General features: G+C 34.5%; 12 protein-coding genes. 2 read left to right on the top strand and 10 right to left on the bottom strand.

Features of this window, described 5'->3' with window-relative positions; all coding sequences use genetic code 11:
* Positions 1-15 precede the first annotated feature (15 nt).
* The 3 genes from QMG60_RS09085 to QMG60_RS09075 all read right to left on the bottom strand — a co-directional run bounded on the left by QMG60_RS09085 (position 16) and on the right by QMG60_RS09075 (position 5,665).
* Complete coding sequence (locus QMG60_RS09085; protein ID WP_281867555.1) at positions 16-2,787, bottom strand: bifunctional aconitate hydratase 2/2-methylisocitrate dehydratase; 2,772 nt, start codon at positions 2,785-2,787, stop codon at positions 16-18.
* Between the two features lie 412 nt (positions 2,788-3,199).
* Entirely contained in the window at positions 3,200-4,153 is a 954-nt protein-coding gene (locus tag QMG60_RS09080) for a MoxR family ATPase (RefSeq protein WP_057117048.1), read from the bottom strand.
* A 78-nt stretch (positions 4,154-4,231) separates the two neighbouring features.
* Entirely contained in the window at positions 4,232-5,665 is a 1,434-nt protein-coding gene (locus QMG60_RS09075; protein WP_281867554.1) for a peptidylprolyl isomerase, read from the bottom strand.
* 498 nt (positions 5,666-6,163) lie between these two features.
* On the opposite strand from QMG60_RS09075, the gene QMG60_RS09070 reads away from it, so the two are divergent.
* Positions 6,164-7,603 carry an alpha-amylase gene (locus tag QMG60_RS09070; protein ID WP_134139596.1) on the top strand — a complete coding sequence of 480 codons (1,440 nt, stop codon included), beginning with the start codon at positions 6,164-6,166 and terminating at the stop codon, positions 7,601-7,603.
* 145 nt (positions 7,604-7,748) lie between these two features.
* A complete protein-coding gene (locus QMG60_RS09065) occupies positions 7,749-9,341 on the top strand; it encodes a peptide chain release factor 3 (protein WP_057117050.1) in 1,593 nt (530 codons plus the stop codon).
* A gap of 289 nt (positions 9,342-9,630) precedes the next feature.
* Here QMG60_RS09065 and QMG60_RS09060 read toward each other — a convergent pair whose 3' ends face one another.
* From QMG60_RS09060 to rplK, 7 genes are all read right to left on the bottom strand, one after another.
* On the bottom strand, positions 9,631-9,942 hold the full coding sequence (locus QMG60_RS09060; protein WP_012024017.1) for a DUF3467 domain-containing protein: 312 nt from the start codon (positions 9,940-9,942) through the stop codon (positions 9,631-9,633).
* Positions 9,943-9,952: 10 nt separating this feature from the next.
* Positions 9,953-14,260, bottom strand: a complete 4,308-nt coding sequence (rpoC, locus tag QMG60_RS09055) for a DNA-directed RNA polymerase subunit beta' (RefSeq protein WP_057117051.1) — start codon at positions 14,258-14,260, stop codon at positions 9,953-9,955.
* Positions 14,261-14,518: 258 nt separating this feature from the next.
* The gene (gene rpoB / locus QMG60_RS09050; RefSeq protein ID WP_057117052.1) at positions 14,519-18,331 is read right to left on the bottom strand and encodes a DNA-directed RNA polymerase subunit beta; all 3,813 of its coding nucleotides are present in this window, start codon (positions 18,329-18,331) and stop codon (positions 14,519-14,521) included.
* Positions 18,332-18,595: 264 nt separating this feature from the next.
* Positions 18,596-18,967 carry a 50S ribosomal protein L7/L12 gene (gene rplL / locus QMG60_RS09045; RefSeq protein ID WP_026730429.1) on the bottom strand — a complete coding sequence of 124 codons (372 nt, stop codon included), beginning with the start codon at positions 18,965-18,967 and terminating at the stop codon, positions 18,596-18,598.
* 90 nt (positions 18,968-19,057) lie between these two features.
* On the bottom strand, positions 19,058-19,561 hold the full coding sequence (gene rplJ, locus QMG60_RS09040; protein ID WP_057117054.1) for a 50S ribosomal protein L10: 504 nt from the start codon (positions 19,559-19,561) through the stop codon (positions 19,058-19,060).
* 22 nt (positions 19,562-19,583) lie between these two features.
* Positions 19,584-20,273: a 50S ribosomal protein L1 gene (rplA, locus tag QMG60_RS09035; RefSeq protein WP_057117055.1), complete on the bottom strand. Its 690-nt coding sequence runs from the start codon at positions 20,271-20,273 to the stop codon at positions 19,584-19,586.
* A 13-nt stretch (positions 20,274-20,286) separates the two neighbouring features.
* Entirely contained in the window at positions 20,287-20,724 is a 438-nt protein-coding gene (gene rplK / locus QMG60_RS09030; RefSeq protein ID WP_057117056.1) for a 50S ribosomal protein L11, read from the bottom strand.
* Between the last annotated feature and the right edge of the window lie 53 nt (positions 20,725-20,777).

Raw genomic sequence — 20,777 nt, 5'->3', positions numbered from 1 at the left:
TTAATAATCGAAGGATTACATTACTAATTGCTTGTTAGAAGGCGCAAATTTAGTTAAGTTGATGCCTTCAACTGCAGTTGTATATTCATCTAATGTTGGAGTTCTACCTAAAATTGTAGATAAAACTACAACTGGTGTAGAAGAAAGTAACGACTCTCCTTTTTTACCTTCAGAATCTTCTACGACTCTTCCTTGGAAAAGACGAGTAGAAGTTGCCATTACAGTATCTCCTTTTGCCGCTTTTTCTTGATTACCCATACAAAGGTTACATCCTGGACGCTCTAAATACAACATGTTTTCATATTCTGTACGCGCTGCACCTTTTGGAGCATTATCGTCAAATTCGAAACCTGAATATTTTTGTAAAACTTCCCAGTCACCTTCAGCTTTAAGCTCGTCTACAATGTTATATGTAGGAGGCGCTACAACAAGCGGTGCCAAAAATTCTACTTTACCTTTTTGATCTTCAATATTCTTAAGCATTTGAGCAAGAATCTTCATATCTCCTTTGTGAACCATACATGAACCAATAAATCCAAGATCTACTTTTTTCACTCCTCCATAAAAAGAAAGAGGTCTAATTGTATCGTGAGTATATCTTTTAGAAACATCAACATTATTTACGTCTGGATCTGCAATCATTGGCTCAGCAATCTGATCCAAATCAACTACAACTTCAGCGTAATATTTAGCGTTTGCATCTGGAGTTAAAGCTGGTTTCTCAGCAGATTTAATTTCAGCGATTCTCTTATCAGCTTTATTAATTAACCCTTGAAGAACGTGTTTATCGTTATCCATACCTTTATCGATCATGATCTGGATTCTGCCTTTTGCAATTTCCAATGATTCGATTAAAGTATCATCTTCAGAAATACAGATAGAAGCTTTTGCTTTCATCTCTGCAGTCCAGTCAGTAAACGTAAATGCCTGGTCAGCAGTAAGAGTTCCAATGTGAACCTCAATAATTCTACCTTGGAATACGTTTTCTCCTCCAAACTGATGAAGCATTTGTGCTTGAGTAGCATGAACTACATCACGGAAGTCCATGTATCCTTTCATATCTCCTTTGAAAGTAACTTTTACAGATTCTGGAATTGGCATAGAAGCCTCACCTGTAGCTAATGCAAGAGCAACTGTTCCTGAGTCAGCTCCAAAAGCAACACCTTTTGACATTCTGGTGTGAGAGTCACCACCAATTATGATAGCCCACTCATCTATAGTGATATCGTTAAGTACTTTGTGAATTACGTCTGTCATCGAGTGATAAACACCTTTTGGATCACGAGCTGTAATTAAACCAAAATCGTTCATGAATTTCATCAACTTTGGAATATTCGCCTGAGCTTTTTTATCCCAAACAGAAGCAGTGTGACAACCTGATTGGTACGCACCGTCTACGATTGGAGAAATTACTGTAGCAGCCATAGATTCTAACTCCTGAGCAGTCATAAGTCCAGTTGTATCTTGAGAACCTACAATATTAACTTCTACACGAACATCAGAACCAGCGTGTAATACTTTACCAGCAGGTACACCAACAGTGTTTCTGTTAAAGATTTTTTCTACTGCTGTAAGACCTTGTCCTTCAATAGAAATTTCTTTTGATGGAGCAAATACAAGAGGAGCTTCAATACCTAAAACTTTCGCAGCTAATGTTTGAAGTTTTTTACCAAATACAATCGCGTATGAACCTCCAGCTTTAATAAATTCCATTTTCTGAGGTGTAAATGCCTTAGAAATGTCAATTAATTCCTGATCGCCGTTGTATAATTTTTTCTCTTTAATATTAATTGTAAGAACTGTTCCTGTTGCTACAGAATATGCCTGCTCTAGAATTGGTTCGTCATTTTCATTACGAACAACATTACCATTCTCATCAAGTTTTTTAACCCAGTTTTTTAGATCTAAACCAATACCACCAGTAACATCAACAGTGGTTAGGAAAATTGGAGAAATTCCGTTTGTTCCACCAACAATTGGAGCGATATTTACGAATGGAATATATGGACTTGCTTGTTTTCCTGTCCAAAGTGCCACGTTATTTACACCTGACATTCTTGAAGAACCTACACCCATTGTTCCTTTTTCTGCAATAAGCATAACGCTTTTATCAGGATGCTGTGCTTGCAGCATTTTGATTTCGTCTTGTGCTTGAGGAGTAATCATACATTTACCGTGAAGTTCACGATCTGAACGGGAGTGAGCTTGGTTACCTGGAGAAAGCAAGTCTGTAGAAATATCTCCTTCACCAGCAATATAAGTAACGACTTTAATTTCGTCAGCTACTTCTGGAAGTTTTGTAAAGAACTCAGCTTGAGCATAACTTTCAAGGATTTCTTTTGCAACTACATTGTCATTTTTATATGCCTCTATTAAACGATCTGTATCCGCTTCATAAAGGAAAACTTGTGTTTTAAGAACTTTTGCCGCTTCTGCTGCGATAGCAGTATCATTTCCTAGAGCTAAATCTAGCAATACTCCAATTGAAGGACCACCCTTCATGTGAGATAATAATTCAAAAGCAAAAGTTGGAGTTATTTCTTTTACAACAGATTGACCAAGAATAATTTCTTTTAAAAACTTAGCTTTTTCACCAGCTGCACTAGTTGTCCCCGGCAATGTGTTGTAAATAAAAAACTTAAGAGAATCTTCTCTATATTCGTTATCTACATCTTTAATTTGCGAAATGATTTCGCTTAATAATTCTGCACCATCAATCGGCTTTGGATGAAGTCCTTGGCCTTTTCTTTCTTCAATTTCTTTAATGTAATCTTTGTAAGTATTCATAATATAGTAGAAGTATTTTTTTTTGTATGCAAATTTAAAAATTAAAGCCGAGAATTAAAAAGAATATAATAGATCTCGCCTTTTCAAAAATTATTATTGCTAAAAAACGATTTTCAATGTCAGTTTTTGCTAAAACAGCAATTTTGAATCAAAAAAATGAATTATTGATATTTTAAAATCTTTTCATTAACAAAGTCGAAATTTAATGTTACGAAGTAAGTGAGATTTTACCTCTATTTTCGCAAAGAACTGTTCTAAATAAGCAATTATAACGTTATAGTTGTCTTGAACGGATCAATTTATTATTTTTTAAAGACATCGAAATTCAATATTTTTTCTATTTTATTAACCACGTAAAATAAAAAAAGCCTGATAAAATTATCAGGCTTTTTTTTCAATTTCAATTGATATTTTACATCAGCTTTTTAATAATAACTTCTTCTGTTATTCCTTCGGCATCTGCTTTATAATTTTTAATAATTCTATGACGTAAAATTCCAGTTGCAACAGCTTGGACATCTTCAATATCTGGTGAAAACTTTCCATTGAATGCTGCATGAGCTTTTGCTGCCAAAATTAAGTTTTGTGAAGCTCTCGGTCCTGCTCCCCAATCGAGATAATTTTTCACAAAATCATTTGTCAAAGCATTATCAGGACGAGTTTTGCTTACTAAAGTAACTGCATATTCTATAACATTATCAGCAACAGGAATTCTACGAATTAAATGCTGAAAATCTATAATTTCCTGAGCTGTGAATAGTGGATTTATTTCTGTCTTTACATCAGAAGTTGTACGTTTTACAACTTGAACTTCTTCTTCAAAACTTGGATATTCTAATTTTATTGCAAACATAAAACGGTCTAACTGCGCTTCTGGCAGCGGATATGTTCCCTCCTGTTCAATTGGGTTTTGAGTAGCTAAAACAAAATAGGGTAAATCTAATTTATGATGCTGTCCTGCAATAGTTACCGATCTTTCCTGCATAGCCTCAAGGAGAGCTGCCTGAGTTTTAGGCGGTGTTCTGTTAATCTCATCTGCCAAAATAATGTTAGAAAAAATTGGCCCTTTTATAAATTTGAAATTTCTATTTTCGTCTAGAATTTCACTTCCTAAAATATCAGAAGGCATTAAATCCGGCGTAAACTGAATTCTTTTAAAATCTAAACCTAAAGCTTGAGACAAAGTATTAATCATTAAGGTTTTTGCCAAACCCGGAACACCTATTAAAAGTGCGTGTCCTCCAGAAAATATACAAAGTAAAATTTGATCTACAACGGCGTCCTGCCCTACAATGATTTTCGCTATTTCTTTTTTTAATTCGTTTCTTTTTTGAACTAAATTGTGAATTGCTGTTACGTCAGACATTTATGAATATATTTTAAATTAAAAAGAGTTAGTTCTATGAATTCATAAAACTAACTCTTTTTATTTATTTAATAAAAATTATTTTTTCAACCAGTTGTTTGCGAAAGCACATTCTTTGTATTCACCAATAATTTTAATATAAGTATCTTTAATCTTAGTATCAAACCATTTTGCGATTGCATTGATTTGTTTTTCTTTCAATGCTAATTCTTTGATTTTTGTATAATCCTTAGCATAATCTGCTGTATGCTCGTCAATTCTGTTTGTTACAGTAATCAATTTATACGTTTTTTTACCTTTATCATCTGTATTTAAAAGTGGCTGAGAAACTTCATCTCCTTTTAAATTAGAAACTTGACTGTATAATACTGGATCCATTTTCGTCAATTCGAAACGAGTATCTTGAGTGGTAGGATTTACTAAAGTCCCTCCATTTGCTCTTGTTTCTTTTTCATCAGATTCAGTTCTTGCAGCATCAGCAAAAGTGATTTCTTTATTGATTATCTTATTTCTGATGTTTGTAATTCTTTCTTTTGCTTCTTTTAAAGCAGCTTCTGAAACAGTTGGAGCAATCAAAATATGACGAAGTTCTACTTCTTGTCCTTTTATTTTCTCAACCATAATAATATGGAAACCAAAAGTTGTTTCAAATGGCTGTGAAATCTCACCTGCCTGTAAACTAAAAGCAACATCTTTAAATTCTTTTACAAAAGGAGTTTTTCTAGTCATTTTATAATAACCTCCATTTGGAGAAGATCCTGGATCTTGAGAATATAAAACGGCTTTTGTAGCAAAACTAGAACCATCTAAAACGTCCTGTCTTATCGAATTTAATCTGTCAATTACTTTTTGCTTATCTTCTTTAGAAACTTTTGGTTCTACAACAATTTGAGCTACTTCCATCTCAGCACCAAAGGTTGGCAATTCATCTTTTGGTATTTTCTTAAAGAAATTACGAACTTCTTCTGGAGTAATTTCAACATCTTTAATAATCTTGTCTCTCATTTCTGAAGCAAGTTTCTGCTCTTTTAAGATGTCCGCAAAATATGTTTTAAATTCTTCTACAGAACTCTTTTTGTAATATTCAACAACTTTGCTGATATCTCCACCAACTTGCTGCGTCATATAGTTCAGACGCTCTTCCATCATACTTCTAACTTCGGCATCACTAACAATGATACTATCCTGAATAGCTTGATGTGCATATAATTTATCTTCTAAAAGCTTACCAAGCATTTGGCATCTTGTAATATCTTTAGTAGAACCACCTTGCGCAGTAATTTCTAAAAATCCTTTATCAATGTCAGAATCCAAAACAATATAATCTCCTACTGTTGCAATAATTCCGTCGATTTTTAATTTTCCTCCTGAGTGAGTTTCAACAGGTTTTTCGGCTACAACATCAGGAATTATTTCTTGAGCTGTAATAATTGGAGCAAAAAAAAGAAAAAAACAAATTGCTAGTGCAAACTTGAAATCAATTGTTTTTAGCTGTAATTTTTTTAATGACATTATTTTAAATTTAATTTGAATGTAAGCCTGTTTTAGATAATCCGCCAAAATTATAGATGTTTTTTAAATACTCATCAAACATAAATAATTAGAGTATAGTTCTTTCGTAACTTATAACGAACAAAAATAACAATTCAATTACATAATACAACTATCCGCTATACTATTAACAAAAAATTATATGATGATTATATTCAGGTACTTTAAAGAGGTTAACTAGTTTCCTTTATATCAATCAAATAACTATTCCTTAAACTAGCTTTAGAATCGAGGTTGCCTATTGCAAATAAATACCTTAAAGTAAGCCGAATAAAAAAAGTTCTCAACACTACAACGTTTTCGTAACAAACTATTTTCTTACAAATTAAAATTAATTCAAAAAATACATACTTTAGATGCGTAATTAGTAATTTATCACATATAAAAATAACAATATCATCTTTTTATAGCCTTTAAATTAAATAATTGCAATAACTATTTAACTAAACCCTATCTATTATGAAAAAACCTTTTTTAAAGTTGTGCCTTATTACAGCTGTTACGGGACTGCTGTATTCCTGTTCACAAAATGAAACCAACGAAATTGATTCAAAGGCTGAAAGCCAGCAATTCAAAATTATTGATGTTACGCATCACGATGGAAAACCTTTTAGCACAGGAACTTCAAGTTCATCCACAGGTAAATATGTAGACAACCCAGGAGGCGGCGTAATGATGCAAGCCTTCTATTGGGATGTTCCTGCAGGCGGAAACTGGTGGAATACTGTAAGCTCAAAAGTAACCGCGTGGTCAAATGCCGGAATTGGTTCTATTTGGCTTCCACCTGCTTCTAAAGCTCAAAACGGAGCTTTTTCTATGGGTTATGATCCAACAGATTATTTTGACTTTGGAGATTACAATCAAAATGGAAGTACAGAAACTAGATTTGGATCTAAAACCGAATTGGTTAGTTTGATAACTGCTGCTCATACTGAAAACATGAAAGTGTATGCCGATATTGTAATTAATCATAACAGTGGAGGCCAGTCAGAAGCTAATCCTTTTACTGGAACAAATACTTGGACTAATTTTACTGGAATTGCTTCTGGAAAATTCAAGCGTACTTATAATGATTTTTATAAAAACAGTTACGGAAATAATGATGAAGGTGCCTTTGGAGGGTTTCCAGATTTATGTCACGCTGCACCAAATGTTCAAGACTGGCTTTGGCTGAGAGCTGATGGAGTTGGTAAATATTACAAGAACACTATGAAGTTTGACGGCTGGAGATTTGACTACGTTAAAGGATTTGGTCCTTGGGTTGTAAATGCTTGGAATGCAAATGTAGGCGGATTTTCTGTTGGTGAATATTGGGATTCTAATGTAAATACTCTTGAATGGTGGGCTAATAATGCGAATAGTTCTGTATTTGATTTTGCCTGCTATTACAAAATGAATGATGCCTTTGATGGAAATAATCTTGCGCTTTTGAACGATGATATGATGTGGAAACGAAATCCATACAAAGCGGTAACTTTTGTGACTAATCATGATACAGATGAAATATGGAGCAAATTATTGGCTTATTCTTATATATTAACACACGAAGGTTATCCAACAATTTTCTACAGAGATTACGAAGAATGGCTGGACAAAAACAAATTAAATAATTTGATTTGGATTCATAATAATAAAGCAACTGGAACAACGTCTATTTTATATTCTGATAATGATGAATATGTAGCGAGAAGAAATGGTTACAATGGAAATCCTGGATTGGTCGTTTATATTAACAATTCTGATGTCTGGCAGGAAAGATGGGTTCAAACCAATTGGGCCAATACACAAATTAAAGATTTCACCGGAAATTCGACTTGGTATCCAACAACCCAAGCCGATAAATGGGTAAAAATACAATGTCCTCCAAAAGGATATTCAATTTGGTCAATTAATCAGTAATTTAAAATGACTATTGTAAGGCTGTTTTATAACAGCCTTATTTTTTTCTTTTAGACTTGAAAGAGAAAAACTGTTCCAATTTAAGAAGTGAATATTTTTATTAAGCGGTAATTAATAGTATTTTTGCAACCTATTTATACGAAATATGAGCTTTTTAAAAGAAATACAACGCAGAAGAACATTTGGAATTATATCGCATCCCGATGCTGGTAAAACAACATTAACAGAAAAATTACTGTTATTTGGAGGTGCAATTCAGGAAGCAGGAGCTGTAAAGAATAACAAAATAAAAAAAGGAGCAACGAGTGACTTTATGGAAATCGAACGCCAAAGAGGTATTTCGGTTTCGACTTCTGTACTTGCTTTTAATTATAAAGACAAAAAAATCAATATCCTTGATACGCCAGGACACAAGGATTTTGCCGAAGATACATTTAGAACTTTAACCGCTGTTGATAGTGTAATTGTTGTTATTGACGTTGCAAAAGGGGTTGAGGAACAAACAGAAAAATTAGTTGCTGTTTGTAGAATGCGTAACATTCCGATGATTGTTTTCATTAATAAGTTAGATCGTGAAGGTAAAGATGCTTTTGATTTAATGGATGAAGTGGAGCAAAAATTGGGTTTAACTGTTACGCCTTTAAGTTTCCCTATCGGAATGGGTTATGATTTCCAAGGAATTTATAATTTATGGGAAGAAAACATCAATCTTTTTAGTGGAGACAGCCGAAAAAATATTGAAGAAACAATTGCTTTTTCTGATGTTCAAAATAATCCAGAACTAGATAAAATTGTTGGTCAAAAAGCTGCTGAAAAACTTCGTGAGGAATTAGAATTGATTGATGAAGTGTATCCAAAATTTGAGCGTCAGGATTATCTTGACGGAAAAATCCAGCCTGTATTTTTTGGATCTGCTTTAAATAATTTCGGAGTTCGTGAATTGTTAGATTGTTTCGTTACAATCGCTCCCTCACCAAGACCAAAAGATTCAGAAACTCGTTTGGTTGATCCAACCGAAGAAAAAATGTCTGGTTTTGTATTTAAAATACATGCTAACATGGATCCTAAACACCGTGACCGTTTAGCTTTTATTAAAATTGTTTCCGGAACTTTCGAAAGAAACAAACCTTACTACCATGTCCGCCAGAAGAAAAATTTGAAATTCTCTAGTCCAAATGCCTTTTTTGCTGAGAAAAAAGAAATCGTTGATATTTCTTATCCAGGAGATATTGTTGGTTTACATGATACAGGAAACTTTAAAATTGGTGATACGTTAACAGAGGGAGAAGTGATGAGTTTTAAAGGAATTCCGAGTTTCTCTCCAGAGCACTTTAGATATATTAATAACGCTGATCCGATGAAAGCGAAACAATTGGACAAAGGTGTTGATCAATTAATGGACGAAGGTGTTGCTCAGTTATTTACTTTAGAAATGAACAACCGTAAGGTAATTGGAACTGTTGGAGCGCTTCAATATGAAGTTATTCAATATCGTCTAGAGCATGAATACGGTGCAAAATGTACATATGAGAATTTCCCTGTTCATAAAGCGTGCTGGGTAAAGCCAGATGATGCAAAGAATGAAGAGTTCAAAGAATTTAAACGAATCAAACAAAAATTCCTTGCACATGATAAATATGGCCAATTGGTATTTTTAGCCGATTCAGACTTTACAATTCAAATGACTCAAAGTAAATATCCAAGTGTGAAATTATACTTTACATCAGAATTTGATTAATTCTATTGGAAAGAAAAAAATATAAAAGGCTGTCTAATAAATTTTAGACAGCCTTTTTATTTGCAATAAAAAAAGCGCTAATATTAAAATTAGCGCTTTTCTTTAATTTGAATTAAATCAACCTTACTAAGTCATTATATTTCAAAAATAATCTTTCATACAAGCTACCAAATTACTCTAATACAATTATTTAAAGAAATTTAATCGACTAAAGGAGATTAAATCAGATAAAATGCATTTAATCCTATTTATAATAAAAAAGCCCCATTAAAAAATGGGGCTTTAAAATTTATGCTTGTCCCGCAGGACCAAAATTAAGCGGTATTGGTGCTTGTTCTGTCTCTTTGATTTCGCCATGGGCTGCTTCAAATCGATGGATGTTTTCACCTATTGCTCTTAATAATCTTTTAGCATGTTGTGGTGTCAAAACAATTCTTGACTTTACCTTGGCTTTAGGAATACCGGGCATAATGCTCACAAAATCTAAAACAAACTCTGACGATGAGTGATTAATAATCGCAAGATTAGAATAAATTCCTTCAGCAATAGTTTCGTCTAACTCAATATTAATTTGCTCTTGTTGTTGTTTCGGATTACTCATAGTTTCCTAATTAATAAATGTATTCTTCTTTATTAGCCATCATTTCGTTGTAATCGTCTTTAGATCCTACGATAGTGTTATCGTATTCTCTCATACCAGTTCCCGCAGGAATTCTGTGTCCAACAATTACATTTTCTTTTAATCCTTCTAAATCATCTACTTTACCAGCTACAGCAGCTTCGTTAAGTACTTTTGTTGTTTCTTGGAAAGAAGCAGCAGAGATGAATGATTTAGTTTGTAACGAAGCTCTTGTAATACCTTGAAGAACTGGCGTTGCAGTTGCAGTAATTACGTCTCTTGCTACAACAAGATTTCTATCATTTCGTTTCAATAATGAGTTTTCATCACGTAATTCACGAGGTGTAATAATCTGACCTGGTTTCAATACTGAAGAATCTCCAGCATCTTCAACTACTTTCATACCATATAATTTATCGTTTTGAACGATGAAATCTTTAGTATGAATTAATTGATCCTCTAAGAATAAAGTATCACCTGGATCCTGAACTCTTACTTTACGCATCATTTGACGAATAACTACCTCAAAGTGCTTGTCATTAATTTTTACCCCTTGTAAACGGTATACCTCTTGAATTTCATTTACCAAGTACTGTTGAACAGCAGCTGGACCTTGAATTCTTAAGATGTCATCTGGTGTAATTGCACCATCAGACAATGGAACTCCCGCTCTTACGAAGTCATTTTCTTGTACTAAGATTTGGCTAGAAAGTTTAACTAAATACTTTTTAATTTCACCAAATTTAGACTCAATAACGATCTCACGGTTACCTCTTTTAATTTTTCCGAAAGATACAACACCATCAATTTCAGACACAACTGCTGGGTTTGAAGGGTTACGAGCCTCAAGCAACTCAGTAATTCTTGGTAAACCTCCTGTGATATCGCCTGCTTTAGAAGAACGACGAGGGATTTTTACTAATACCTTACCTGCTTTAATTTTCTCACCATTTTCAACCATTAAGTGTGCACCTACTGGTAAGTTGTAAGAACGAATCAATTCTCCTTCTTTACCGTAAACCAATAAAGTTGGGATTAATTTTTTGTTTCTAGCCTCAGAAATTACTTTTTCTTGGAAACCAGTCTGCTCATCGATCTCAACCATGAACGATTGACCTTGTTCTAAATCTTCGTAAGCAATCTTACCAGTAAATTCAGAAACAATTACACCGTTATATGGATCCCACTTACAGATTACAGTTCCTTTTGCGACAGTATCACCATCATTTACAAAAATACTAGAACCGTAAGGAATGTTATGTGTATTTAAAACTATTCCAGTTTTCTCATCAACTAATTTTAATTCAGTTGAACGTGAAACTACGATATCAACAGAGTTTCCTTCTCCGTCTTCTCCTTTAACTGTTTTTAAATCTTCAATTTCAAGTCTACCGTTAAATCTTGTAATAATACTAGATTCTTCAGAAATACCTCCAGCAACCCCTCCAACGTGGAACGTACGAAGTGTTAACTGTGTACCTGGCTCTCCAATAGACTGAGCTGCAATAACTCCGACAGCTTCACCTCTTTGTGTCATCTTACCAGTAGCTAAGTTTCTACCGTAACATTTAGCACAAATTCCTTTTAAAGCTTCACAAGTTAATGGAGATCTAACTTCTACTTTTTCAATTGGAGAAGCTTCGATAGTTCTCATAATTGATTCCGTAATTTGCTCTCCAGATTTAACCATTACTTCATTAGTAAGAGGATTAATAACATCTTGCAATGCAACACGTCCTAAGATTCTCTCACCTAAAGATTCAACGATTTCCTCATTTTTCTTCAATGCAGCAACTTCAACACCTCTAAGAGTTCCACAATCTTCGATGTTAACAATAACATCTTGAGAAACGTCATGAAGCCTTCTTGTTAAATAACCAGCATCGGCCGTTTTAAGAGCCGTATCCGCAAGACCTTTACGAGCACCGTGAGTAGAAATAAAGTACTCAAGAATCGAAAGGCCTTCCTTAAAGTTAGAAAGAATCGGGTTTTCAATAATCTCACCACCACCAGCAGTAGATTTTTTAGGCTTAGCCATCAAACCACGCATACCAGTTAACTGACGAATCTGTTCCTTAGAACCCCTCGCTCCAGAGTCAAGCATCATATATACAGAGTTGAAACCTTGCTGGTCTTCTCTAATATTTTTCATTGCTAATTCTGTTAACTGCGCATTTGCTGAAGTCCATACGTCAATAACTTGGTTGTAACGCTCGTTATTTGTGATAAGACCCATGTTATAGTTAGTTGAGATACCTTCAACTTGCTCTCTAGCATCTGCAATTAACTTAGTTTTTTGTTCTGGGATTCTAATATCACCTAAAGAGAATGATAAACCTCCTCTAAATGCAAATTTATACCCCATATCTTTCATATTATCCAAGAAAGCTGCTGTAGTAGGTACATCAGTCACACTTAAAATGTGTCCGATAATATCTCTAAGGTTTTTCTTAGTCAATACGTCATTGATATATCCAGCTGCTTCAGGTACTACTTCGTTAAATAATACACGTCCTGCAGTTGTTTGAATAATTTGGTACACTAATTCTCCAGCTTCATTAAAATCTTTTGCTCTAATTTTCACACGAGCATTTAATTCTAATCTTCCTTCGTTTAATGCAATGTTTACTTCTTCAGCAGAATAGAAAGTCAAATCTTGACCTAAAATTTTGTGATCTTCTGTAGAAATACGCTCTTTGGTCATATAATATAGACCCAAGACCATGTCCTGAGAAGGTACAGTAATAGGCGCACCATTTGCAGGGTTCAAGATATTATGAGAAGCCAACATTAATAATTGAGCCTCTAAAATAGCCTCTGGTCCTAACGGTAAGTGAACCGCCATCTGGTCACCATCGAAATCGGCGTTGAAAGCCGTACATACTAATGGGTGTAATTGGATCGCTTTTCCTTCAATTAATTTTGGCTGAAAAGCTTGAATACCAAGTCTGTGCAAAGTAGGAGCACGGTTAAGTAATACTGGGTGTCCTTTAATTACATTTTCAAGGATATCCCAAACTACAGGCTCTTTTTTGTCAATGATTTTCTTTGCAGATTTTACTGTTTTTACAATACCTCTTTCGATCAATTTACGGATAACGAAAGGCTTGTATAATTCAGATGCCATATCTTTTGGCAATCCGCACTCATATAATTTTAACTCTGGACCAACAACAATTACCGAACGAGCAGAATAATCCACACGTTTTCCTAAAAGGTTTTGACGGAAACGTCCTTGCTTACCTTTTAAAGAGTCAGATAATGATTTTAATGGTCTATTAGATTCTGTTTTAACAGCAGAAGCTTTACGTGTGTTATCGAATAATGAATCTACAGATTCTTGCAACATACGTTTCTCGTTTCTTAAGATAACTTCTGGAGCTTTAATCTCCATTAATCTTTTCAAACGGTTGTTACGGATGATTACACGACGATATAAATCGTTCAAATCTGAAGTTGCAAAACGACCTCCATCAAGTGGCACAAGTGGACGTAATTCTGGCGGGATAACTGGAACCACTTTCATAATCATCCATTCTGGACGGTTCTCGCGGTTTTCGTTAGACTCACGGAAAGACTCAACAACTTGTAATCTTTTTAAAGCTTCAGTTTTACGTTGTTTAGATGTTTCGTTGTTAGCGCTGTGTCTTAATTCATAAGATAAAGCATCTAAGTCAATACGAGCTAATAAATCCATGATACACTCTGCTCCCATTTTGGCAACAAATTTGTTTGGATCTAAATCATCTAAATATTGGTTTTCTTGTGGAAGAGTATCTAAAATATTTAAATATTCCTCTTCAGTTAAGAAATCTAATCTTTGTAAAGATTCTCCATCTGCATTTTTAGCAATACCAGCTTGGATTACTACGTATCTTTCGTAGTAAATGATCATGTCTAATTTCTTAGATGGAAGACCAAGGATATAACCAATTTTATTTGGAAGAGAACGGAAATACCAAATGTGAGCAATTGGCACAACAAGGTTGATGTGTCCTACTCTATCACGACGTACTTTTTTCTCAGTAACTTCAACACCACAACGGTCACAGATGATACCTTTGTAACGAATTCTTTTATATTTACCACAAGCACACTCAAAATCCTTAACAGGTCCGAAGATTCTTTCGCAGAAAAGTCCGTCACGCTCAGGCTTGTGCGTTCTATAGTTGATAGTTTCTGGCTTTAAAACCTCTCCTCTTGATTCTTTCAAGATAGATTCTGGTGAAGCCAATCCAATTGAGATTTTATTAAATCTTTTAACTGGATTTTTATCTTTATTGTTTCTATTATTCATCATAGTTTTTACTATTGATTTATTTGCAATTAAAAAATTGATTTTAGATTTATAATCTACTCTTTTAGAAAAAAGAGTTAATCATTCAGCTACTACCTCGGGTTACTTCTCTAAACCTCAGAATTAAATTTGAAGTGCTAGTTATAAAATGCCTCGCATTTTAATAAAAAATCGGAACGGTTTACGGGTATAAATCTTTAAAAACTTTATAAATGAGTAATCAGTCCCATTAAAAAATGAGACTGATTACAAAACTTTTTTTTATTCTTCTAAACGAATGTCTAGTCCAAGACCTTTCAATTCGTGCATCAATACATTGAATGATTCTGGTAAACCTGGTTCTGGCATAGATTCTCCTTTAACGATAGCCTCGTAAGTTTTAGCTCTACCAATAACGTCATCAGACTTAACAGTTAAGATCTCACGTAAAGTACTTGAAGCTCCATAAGCCTCAAGTGCCCAAACCTCCATCTCTCCAAAACGCTGACCTCCAAATTGAGCCTTACCTCCAAGTGGCTGCTGCGTAATCAATGAGTATGGTCCGATAGAACGTGCGTGCATCTTATCATCAACCATGTGTCCTAATTTAAGCATGTAAATTACACCCACAGTTGCTTTTTGTGCAAAACGCTCTCCAGTTCCACCATCATAAAGGTATGTATGTCCAAAACGTGGTACGTTAGCCTCATCAGTCAAAGCATTGATTTCGTCAAGAGAAGCACCGTCAAAAATTGGAGTAGCAAATTTTCTACCCAAGTTCATACCAGCCCATCCAAGAACAGTCTCATAAATCTGACCAATGTTCATACGTGAAGGTACCCCAAGTGGATTCAATACGATATCTACTGGTGTTCCATCTTCTAAGAAAGGCATATCTTCATGACGAACGATTCTAGCAACAATACCTTTGTTACCGTGACGACCTGCCATTTTATCCCCTACTTTCAATTTACGTTTTTTAGCAATATAAATCTTAGCTAATTTCAAGATTCCAGATGGTAATTCATCTCCAACTGTAATAGTGAATTTTTCTCTTCTTAAAGATCCTTGTAAGTCGTTCAGCTTAATTTTATAGTTATGAATTAAATCATTAACCATTTTATTTGTAGCGTCATCAGCAACCCATTGACCTTTGCTTAAGTGAGCAAAATCTTCTACTGCGTAAAGCATTTTTTGAGTATATTTTTTACCTTTTGGTAAAACTTCTTCACCCAAATCATTCATTACACCTTGAGATGTTTTTCCGTTAACGATCAAGAATAATTTTTCAACTAATCTGTCTTTTAATTCAACAAATTTAGTTTCAAACTCCATTTCTAAAGCGCCTAAAGCATCTTTATCTTGAGTACGTTTACGTTTATCTTTTACGGCTCTTGCAAATAATTTTTTGTCAAGAACTACACCATGTAAAGATGGAGAAGCTTTTAATGAAGCATCTTTTACATCACCTGCTTTATCCCCGAAGATTGCACGAAGCAATTTCTCCTCTGGAGTAGGATCTGATTCTCCTTTTGGTGTAATTTTTCCGATCAAAATGTCGCCAGGTTTAACCTCTGCTCCAATTCTAATCATACCGTTTTCATCTAAATCTTTAGTAGCTTCTTCAGAAACGTTAGGAATATCGTTTGTTAACTCTTCGTTTCCTAACTTAGTATCTCTAACCTCTAATGAATAATCATCAACGTGGATAGAAGTAAAAATATCATCACGAACTACTTTTTCAGAAATTACAATCGCATCCTCGAAGTTATACCCTTTCCATGGCATGAACGCAACTTTTAAGTTTCTACCTAAAGCTAATTCACCATTTTGAGTAGCATATCCTTCAGACAATACTTGCCCAGGAACAACTCTATCACCTTTTCTTACGATAGGTTTCAAGTTGATACTTGTACCTTGATTGGTTTTTCTAAATTTAATTAAGTTGTACGTTTTCTCATCAGCATCAAAACTAACCATTCTTTCGTCTTCAGTACGATCGTATTTAATAGTAATGATATTAGCATCAACATACTCAACAGTGCCATGCCCTTCAGCATTGATTAATACTCTTGAATCTGAAGCTACTTGACGCTCTAAACCTGTACCAACAATCGGCGCTTCAGGACGGATCAAAGGAACTGCCTGACGCATCATGTTTGATCCCATCAACGCACGGTTAGCATCATCATGCTCCAAGAAAGGAATTAAAGATGCAGAAATCGATGCAATTTGGTTAGGAGCAACGTCTGTATAATGTACTGATGTTGGTTCAACAACTGGGAAGTCACCTTCCTCACGAGCAATAACATTGCTAGCAGTAATTTTACCAGAAGCATCCATTTCAATGTTTGCCTGAGCAATCATTTTTCCTTCTTCTTCTTCAGCACTTAAATAAATAGGTGTACTTTCTAAATCAACTACACCATCAGTAACTTTACGGTAAGGAGTCTCAATAAATCCCATTCCGTTTACTTTTGCATAAACACCAAGAGATGAAATCAAACCAATGTTTGGTCCCTCAGGAGTTTCAATCGGACATAAACGACCATAGTGAGTATAGTGAACGTCACGAACCTCGAAACCAGCTCTCTCTCTCGAAAGTCCACCTGGTCCTAGTGCAGAAAGTCTTCTTTTGTGTGTAATCTCAGCTAATGGATTCGTTTGATCCATAAATTGAGATAACTGGTTAGTACCAAAGAAAGAGTTGATAACTGATGATAATGTTTTAGCATTAATCAAATCAATTGGTGTAAACACCTCGTTATCTCTAACGTTCATTCTCTCACGAATAGTTCTAGCCATACGTGCTAAACCAACACCGAATTGTTGAGACAATTGTTCACCAACTGTTCTAACACGACGGTTTGATAAGTGATCGATATCATCAATCTCTGCCTTAGAGTTAATTAATTCGATCAAATATTTTACGATTGTAATGATATCTTCCTTAGTAAGCACTTGCTTATCCATAGGGATATCTAAATCTAATTTTTTGTTCATTCTGTAACGACCTACTTCACCTAAGTTGTAACGTTGATCAGAGAAGAACAATTTATCTATAATACCACGAGCAGTTTCCTCATCAGGCGGTTCAGCGTTACGTAACTGACGGTAAATGTGCTCTACAGCTTCTTTTTCAGAGTTTGTTGGATCTTTTTGTAACGTATTGTGGATAATAGCATAATCTGCTTGGTTATTATCCTCTTTGTGTAACAAGATAGATTTAACGTTAGAATCGATGATTTCTTCCACATTATCTTTGTCGATAATAGTATCACGATCAAGGATGATTTCGTTACGTTCGATAGAAACTACCTCTCCAGTATCCTCATCTACGAAATCCTCGTGCCATGTATTCAATACACGTGCAGCAAGTCTTCTTCCAATATATTTTTTAATTCCTGTTTTAGAAACTTTAATTTCTTCAGCTAAGTCGAAAATTTCAAGGATATCCTTATCTCTTTCGAATCCAATCGCACGGAATAAAGTTGTTACAGGTAATTTTTTCTTTCTATCGATATAAGCATACATTACACTATTGATATCAGTAGAAAATTCTATCCAAGAACCTTTAAAAGGAATTACTCTGGCAGAATATAGTTTTGTTCCATTTGCGTGGAATGATTGTCCAAAGAAAACCCCAGGAGAACGGTGTAATTGAGATACTACTACACGCTCGGCACCATTAATAACAAAGGTACCACTTGGAGTCATATAAGGAATTGTACCTAGATAAACATCTTGTACAATTGTTTCAAAATCTTCGTGTTCTGGATCTGTACAGTATAGTTTCAACCTAGCTTTTAAAGGCACACTATAAGTAAGACCTCTCTCTATACATTCTTGAATTGTATAACGTGGTGGATCAACAAAATAATCTAGGAACTCCAATACAAAGTTGTTTCTTGTATCTGTGATTGGAAAGTTTTCCATGAAGGTGTTGTATAACCCTTCGTTGCCTCTTTCGTCAGATTTCGTTTCTAATTGAAAGAAATCTTTAAAAGATTTAACCTGAACATCTAAGAAATCTGGATAGTCAGGAATATTTTTTGTAGAGGCAAAATTCAATCTTTCAGTCTGATTTGTTATCATCAATGGACAAAATTTTGATTAAAAAAAAGTAATTTTTTGTGTAAACACACACTGTTTAATCTATACTTTCTTATTATAATCAATACATCTTTAAAAATAAACTGTAAAAAAGAGTTCAATTTTTTGTCTTCGTATTGATCAAAAACTTTTTCGTATTTTAAACTATTTGATAATAAAACTTGATCTATTTTATTATACGAAAAATGGTTTAGACCCTTGGATGATTCCATCCAAGGTCTAAACCTAGTTCTAAACTGCGTTTTGTTATTTTAACTCAACAACAGCTCCAGCTTCTTCTAATGCTTTTTTAAGACCTTCAGCCTCTTCTTTAGAAACACCTTCTTTAACGTTACTTGGAGCACCGTCAACTACATCTTTAGCTTCTTTAAGACCTAAACCTGTAAGTTCTTTAACTAATTTTACAACTGCTAATTTAGAAGCTCCAGCTTCTTTTAATACAACTGTAAATTCAGTTTGTGCTTCTTCAGCAGCACCTTCTCCACCACCAGCAGCAACTACTACAGCTGCAGCAGCAGGCTCGATACCATACTCGTCTTTTAATATTGTTGCTAATTCGTTAACTTCTTTAACTGTTAAGTTAACTAATTGTTCTGCGAATTGTTTCAAATCTGCCATTTTTTCTATCGTTTAAAATGATTTGTAAAATTATATTTTGTTTATTGTGCGCTATTTAAGCAGTAAGAGAAAACTCTCTTACAATAATTATTATGCTTCAGCTTCCTCTTCGCTACCAGCGAATTTGTTTTGCAAAGCAGAAATAATTCTTTGAGCTGGAGATTGTAACAATCCAATAAGCTCTCCAAGAAGTTCTTCTTTAGATTTAATAGTTGCTAATGCATCTAATTGATTATCTCCAATATAAACTTCATTATTAATGAAAGCACCTTTTAAAACTGGTTTATCAGATTTCTTACGGAAATCTTTGATAATTTTCCCAGGAGCATTAGCTACATCAGAAATGAAGATAGCGCTATTACCTGTCAATACTGAAGGTAAATCACCATAATCATTAGCAGAAGCTTCCATTGCTTTTGCAAGCAAAGTGTTCTTAACAACTTCTAATTTGATTCCTGCTTTAAAACAAGCTCTACGTAAGTTTGAAGTTGTTTCTGCGTTTAATCCAGAAATATCAGATACATAAATGATATTTGTACCAGCTAACTGCGCAGTTAAATTTTCAATCGCGATTGATTTTTCTTCTCTAGTCATACTAAAAATTTTTAACTACCAATTATACTGCTTTAGGATCCAATGCAATAGCTGGACTCATAGTGCTTGTAAGGTGAATACCTTTAATGTATGTACCTTTAGCAGCAGTTGGTTTAAGTTTTATTAATGTTTGAATAATTTCGTGTGCGTTGTCAACAATTTGCTCAGCTCCAAAAGAAACTTTACCAATTCCTGCATGAACGATACCAGTTTTGTCAACTTTAAAGTCAATTTTACCAGCTTTAACCTCTTGAACAGCTTTAGCAACATCCATAGTTACTGTACCTGTCTTAGGGTTTGGCATTAAACCCCTAGGTCCTAAAATACGACCTAACGGACCTAATTTACCCATAACAGCAGGCATAGTAATGATCACATCAACATCTGTCCAACCGTCTTTAATTTTTTGTAAATAATCGTCAAGACCTACATAATCAGCCCCAGCTTCTTTAGCTTCCGCTTCTTTATCTGGAGTAACCAATGCTAATACTTTAACGTCTTTACCTGTTCCGTGAGGTAATGTAACCACACCTCTAACCATTTGATTCGCTTTTCTTGGATCTACACCCAAACGAACTGCGATATCAACAGACTCATCAAATTTTGCAGAAGCAACTACTTTTATTAATGCAGCTGCATCTTTAAGAGAATATAGTTTGTTCTTTTCAATTTTTGAAGCAGCCTCTTTTTGCTTTTTTGTTAATTTTGCCATGTCTTTTTCTTAATTAAAAAGGAGCGTCTCCTGATACAGTTATACCCATAGATCTAGCTGTTCCAGCAACCATACTCATTGCAGCTTCCACAGTGAAAGCGTTTAAGTCTGGCATTTTGTCTTCAGCAATAGTTCTAATTTGTTCCCAAGTAACGCTAGCTACTTTTTTACGATTAGGCTCACCAGAACCAGATTTTAGCTTTGCAGCTTCCATTAACTGAACCGCTGCTGGAGGAGTCTTAACAACAAAATCAAATGATTTGTCTTTGTACACAGTGATTTGCACTGGACAAATTTTGCCAGGTTTATCTTGAGTTCTAGCATTAAATTGCTTACAAAACTCCATGATATTAACCCCAGCAGCTCCTAAAGCAGGTCCAACCGGTGGCGACGGGTTCGCAGCACCTCCCTTAACTTGTAGTTTAACTACCTTACTAATTTCTTTAGCCATTTTTAAAAAATTTAACACTGTAATCAATGGAAGCGATTACAATGGTTATTATA

The organism is Flavobacterium sp. GSB-24 (assembly GCF_027924665.1).
GTDB lineage: Bacteria > Bacteroidota > Bacteroidia > Flavobacteriales > Flavobacteriaceae > Flavobacterium.
The sequence above is the reverse complement of the archived record's forward strand: the minus strand, read 5'-3'. Positions and strand labels throughout refer to the sequence as shown.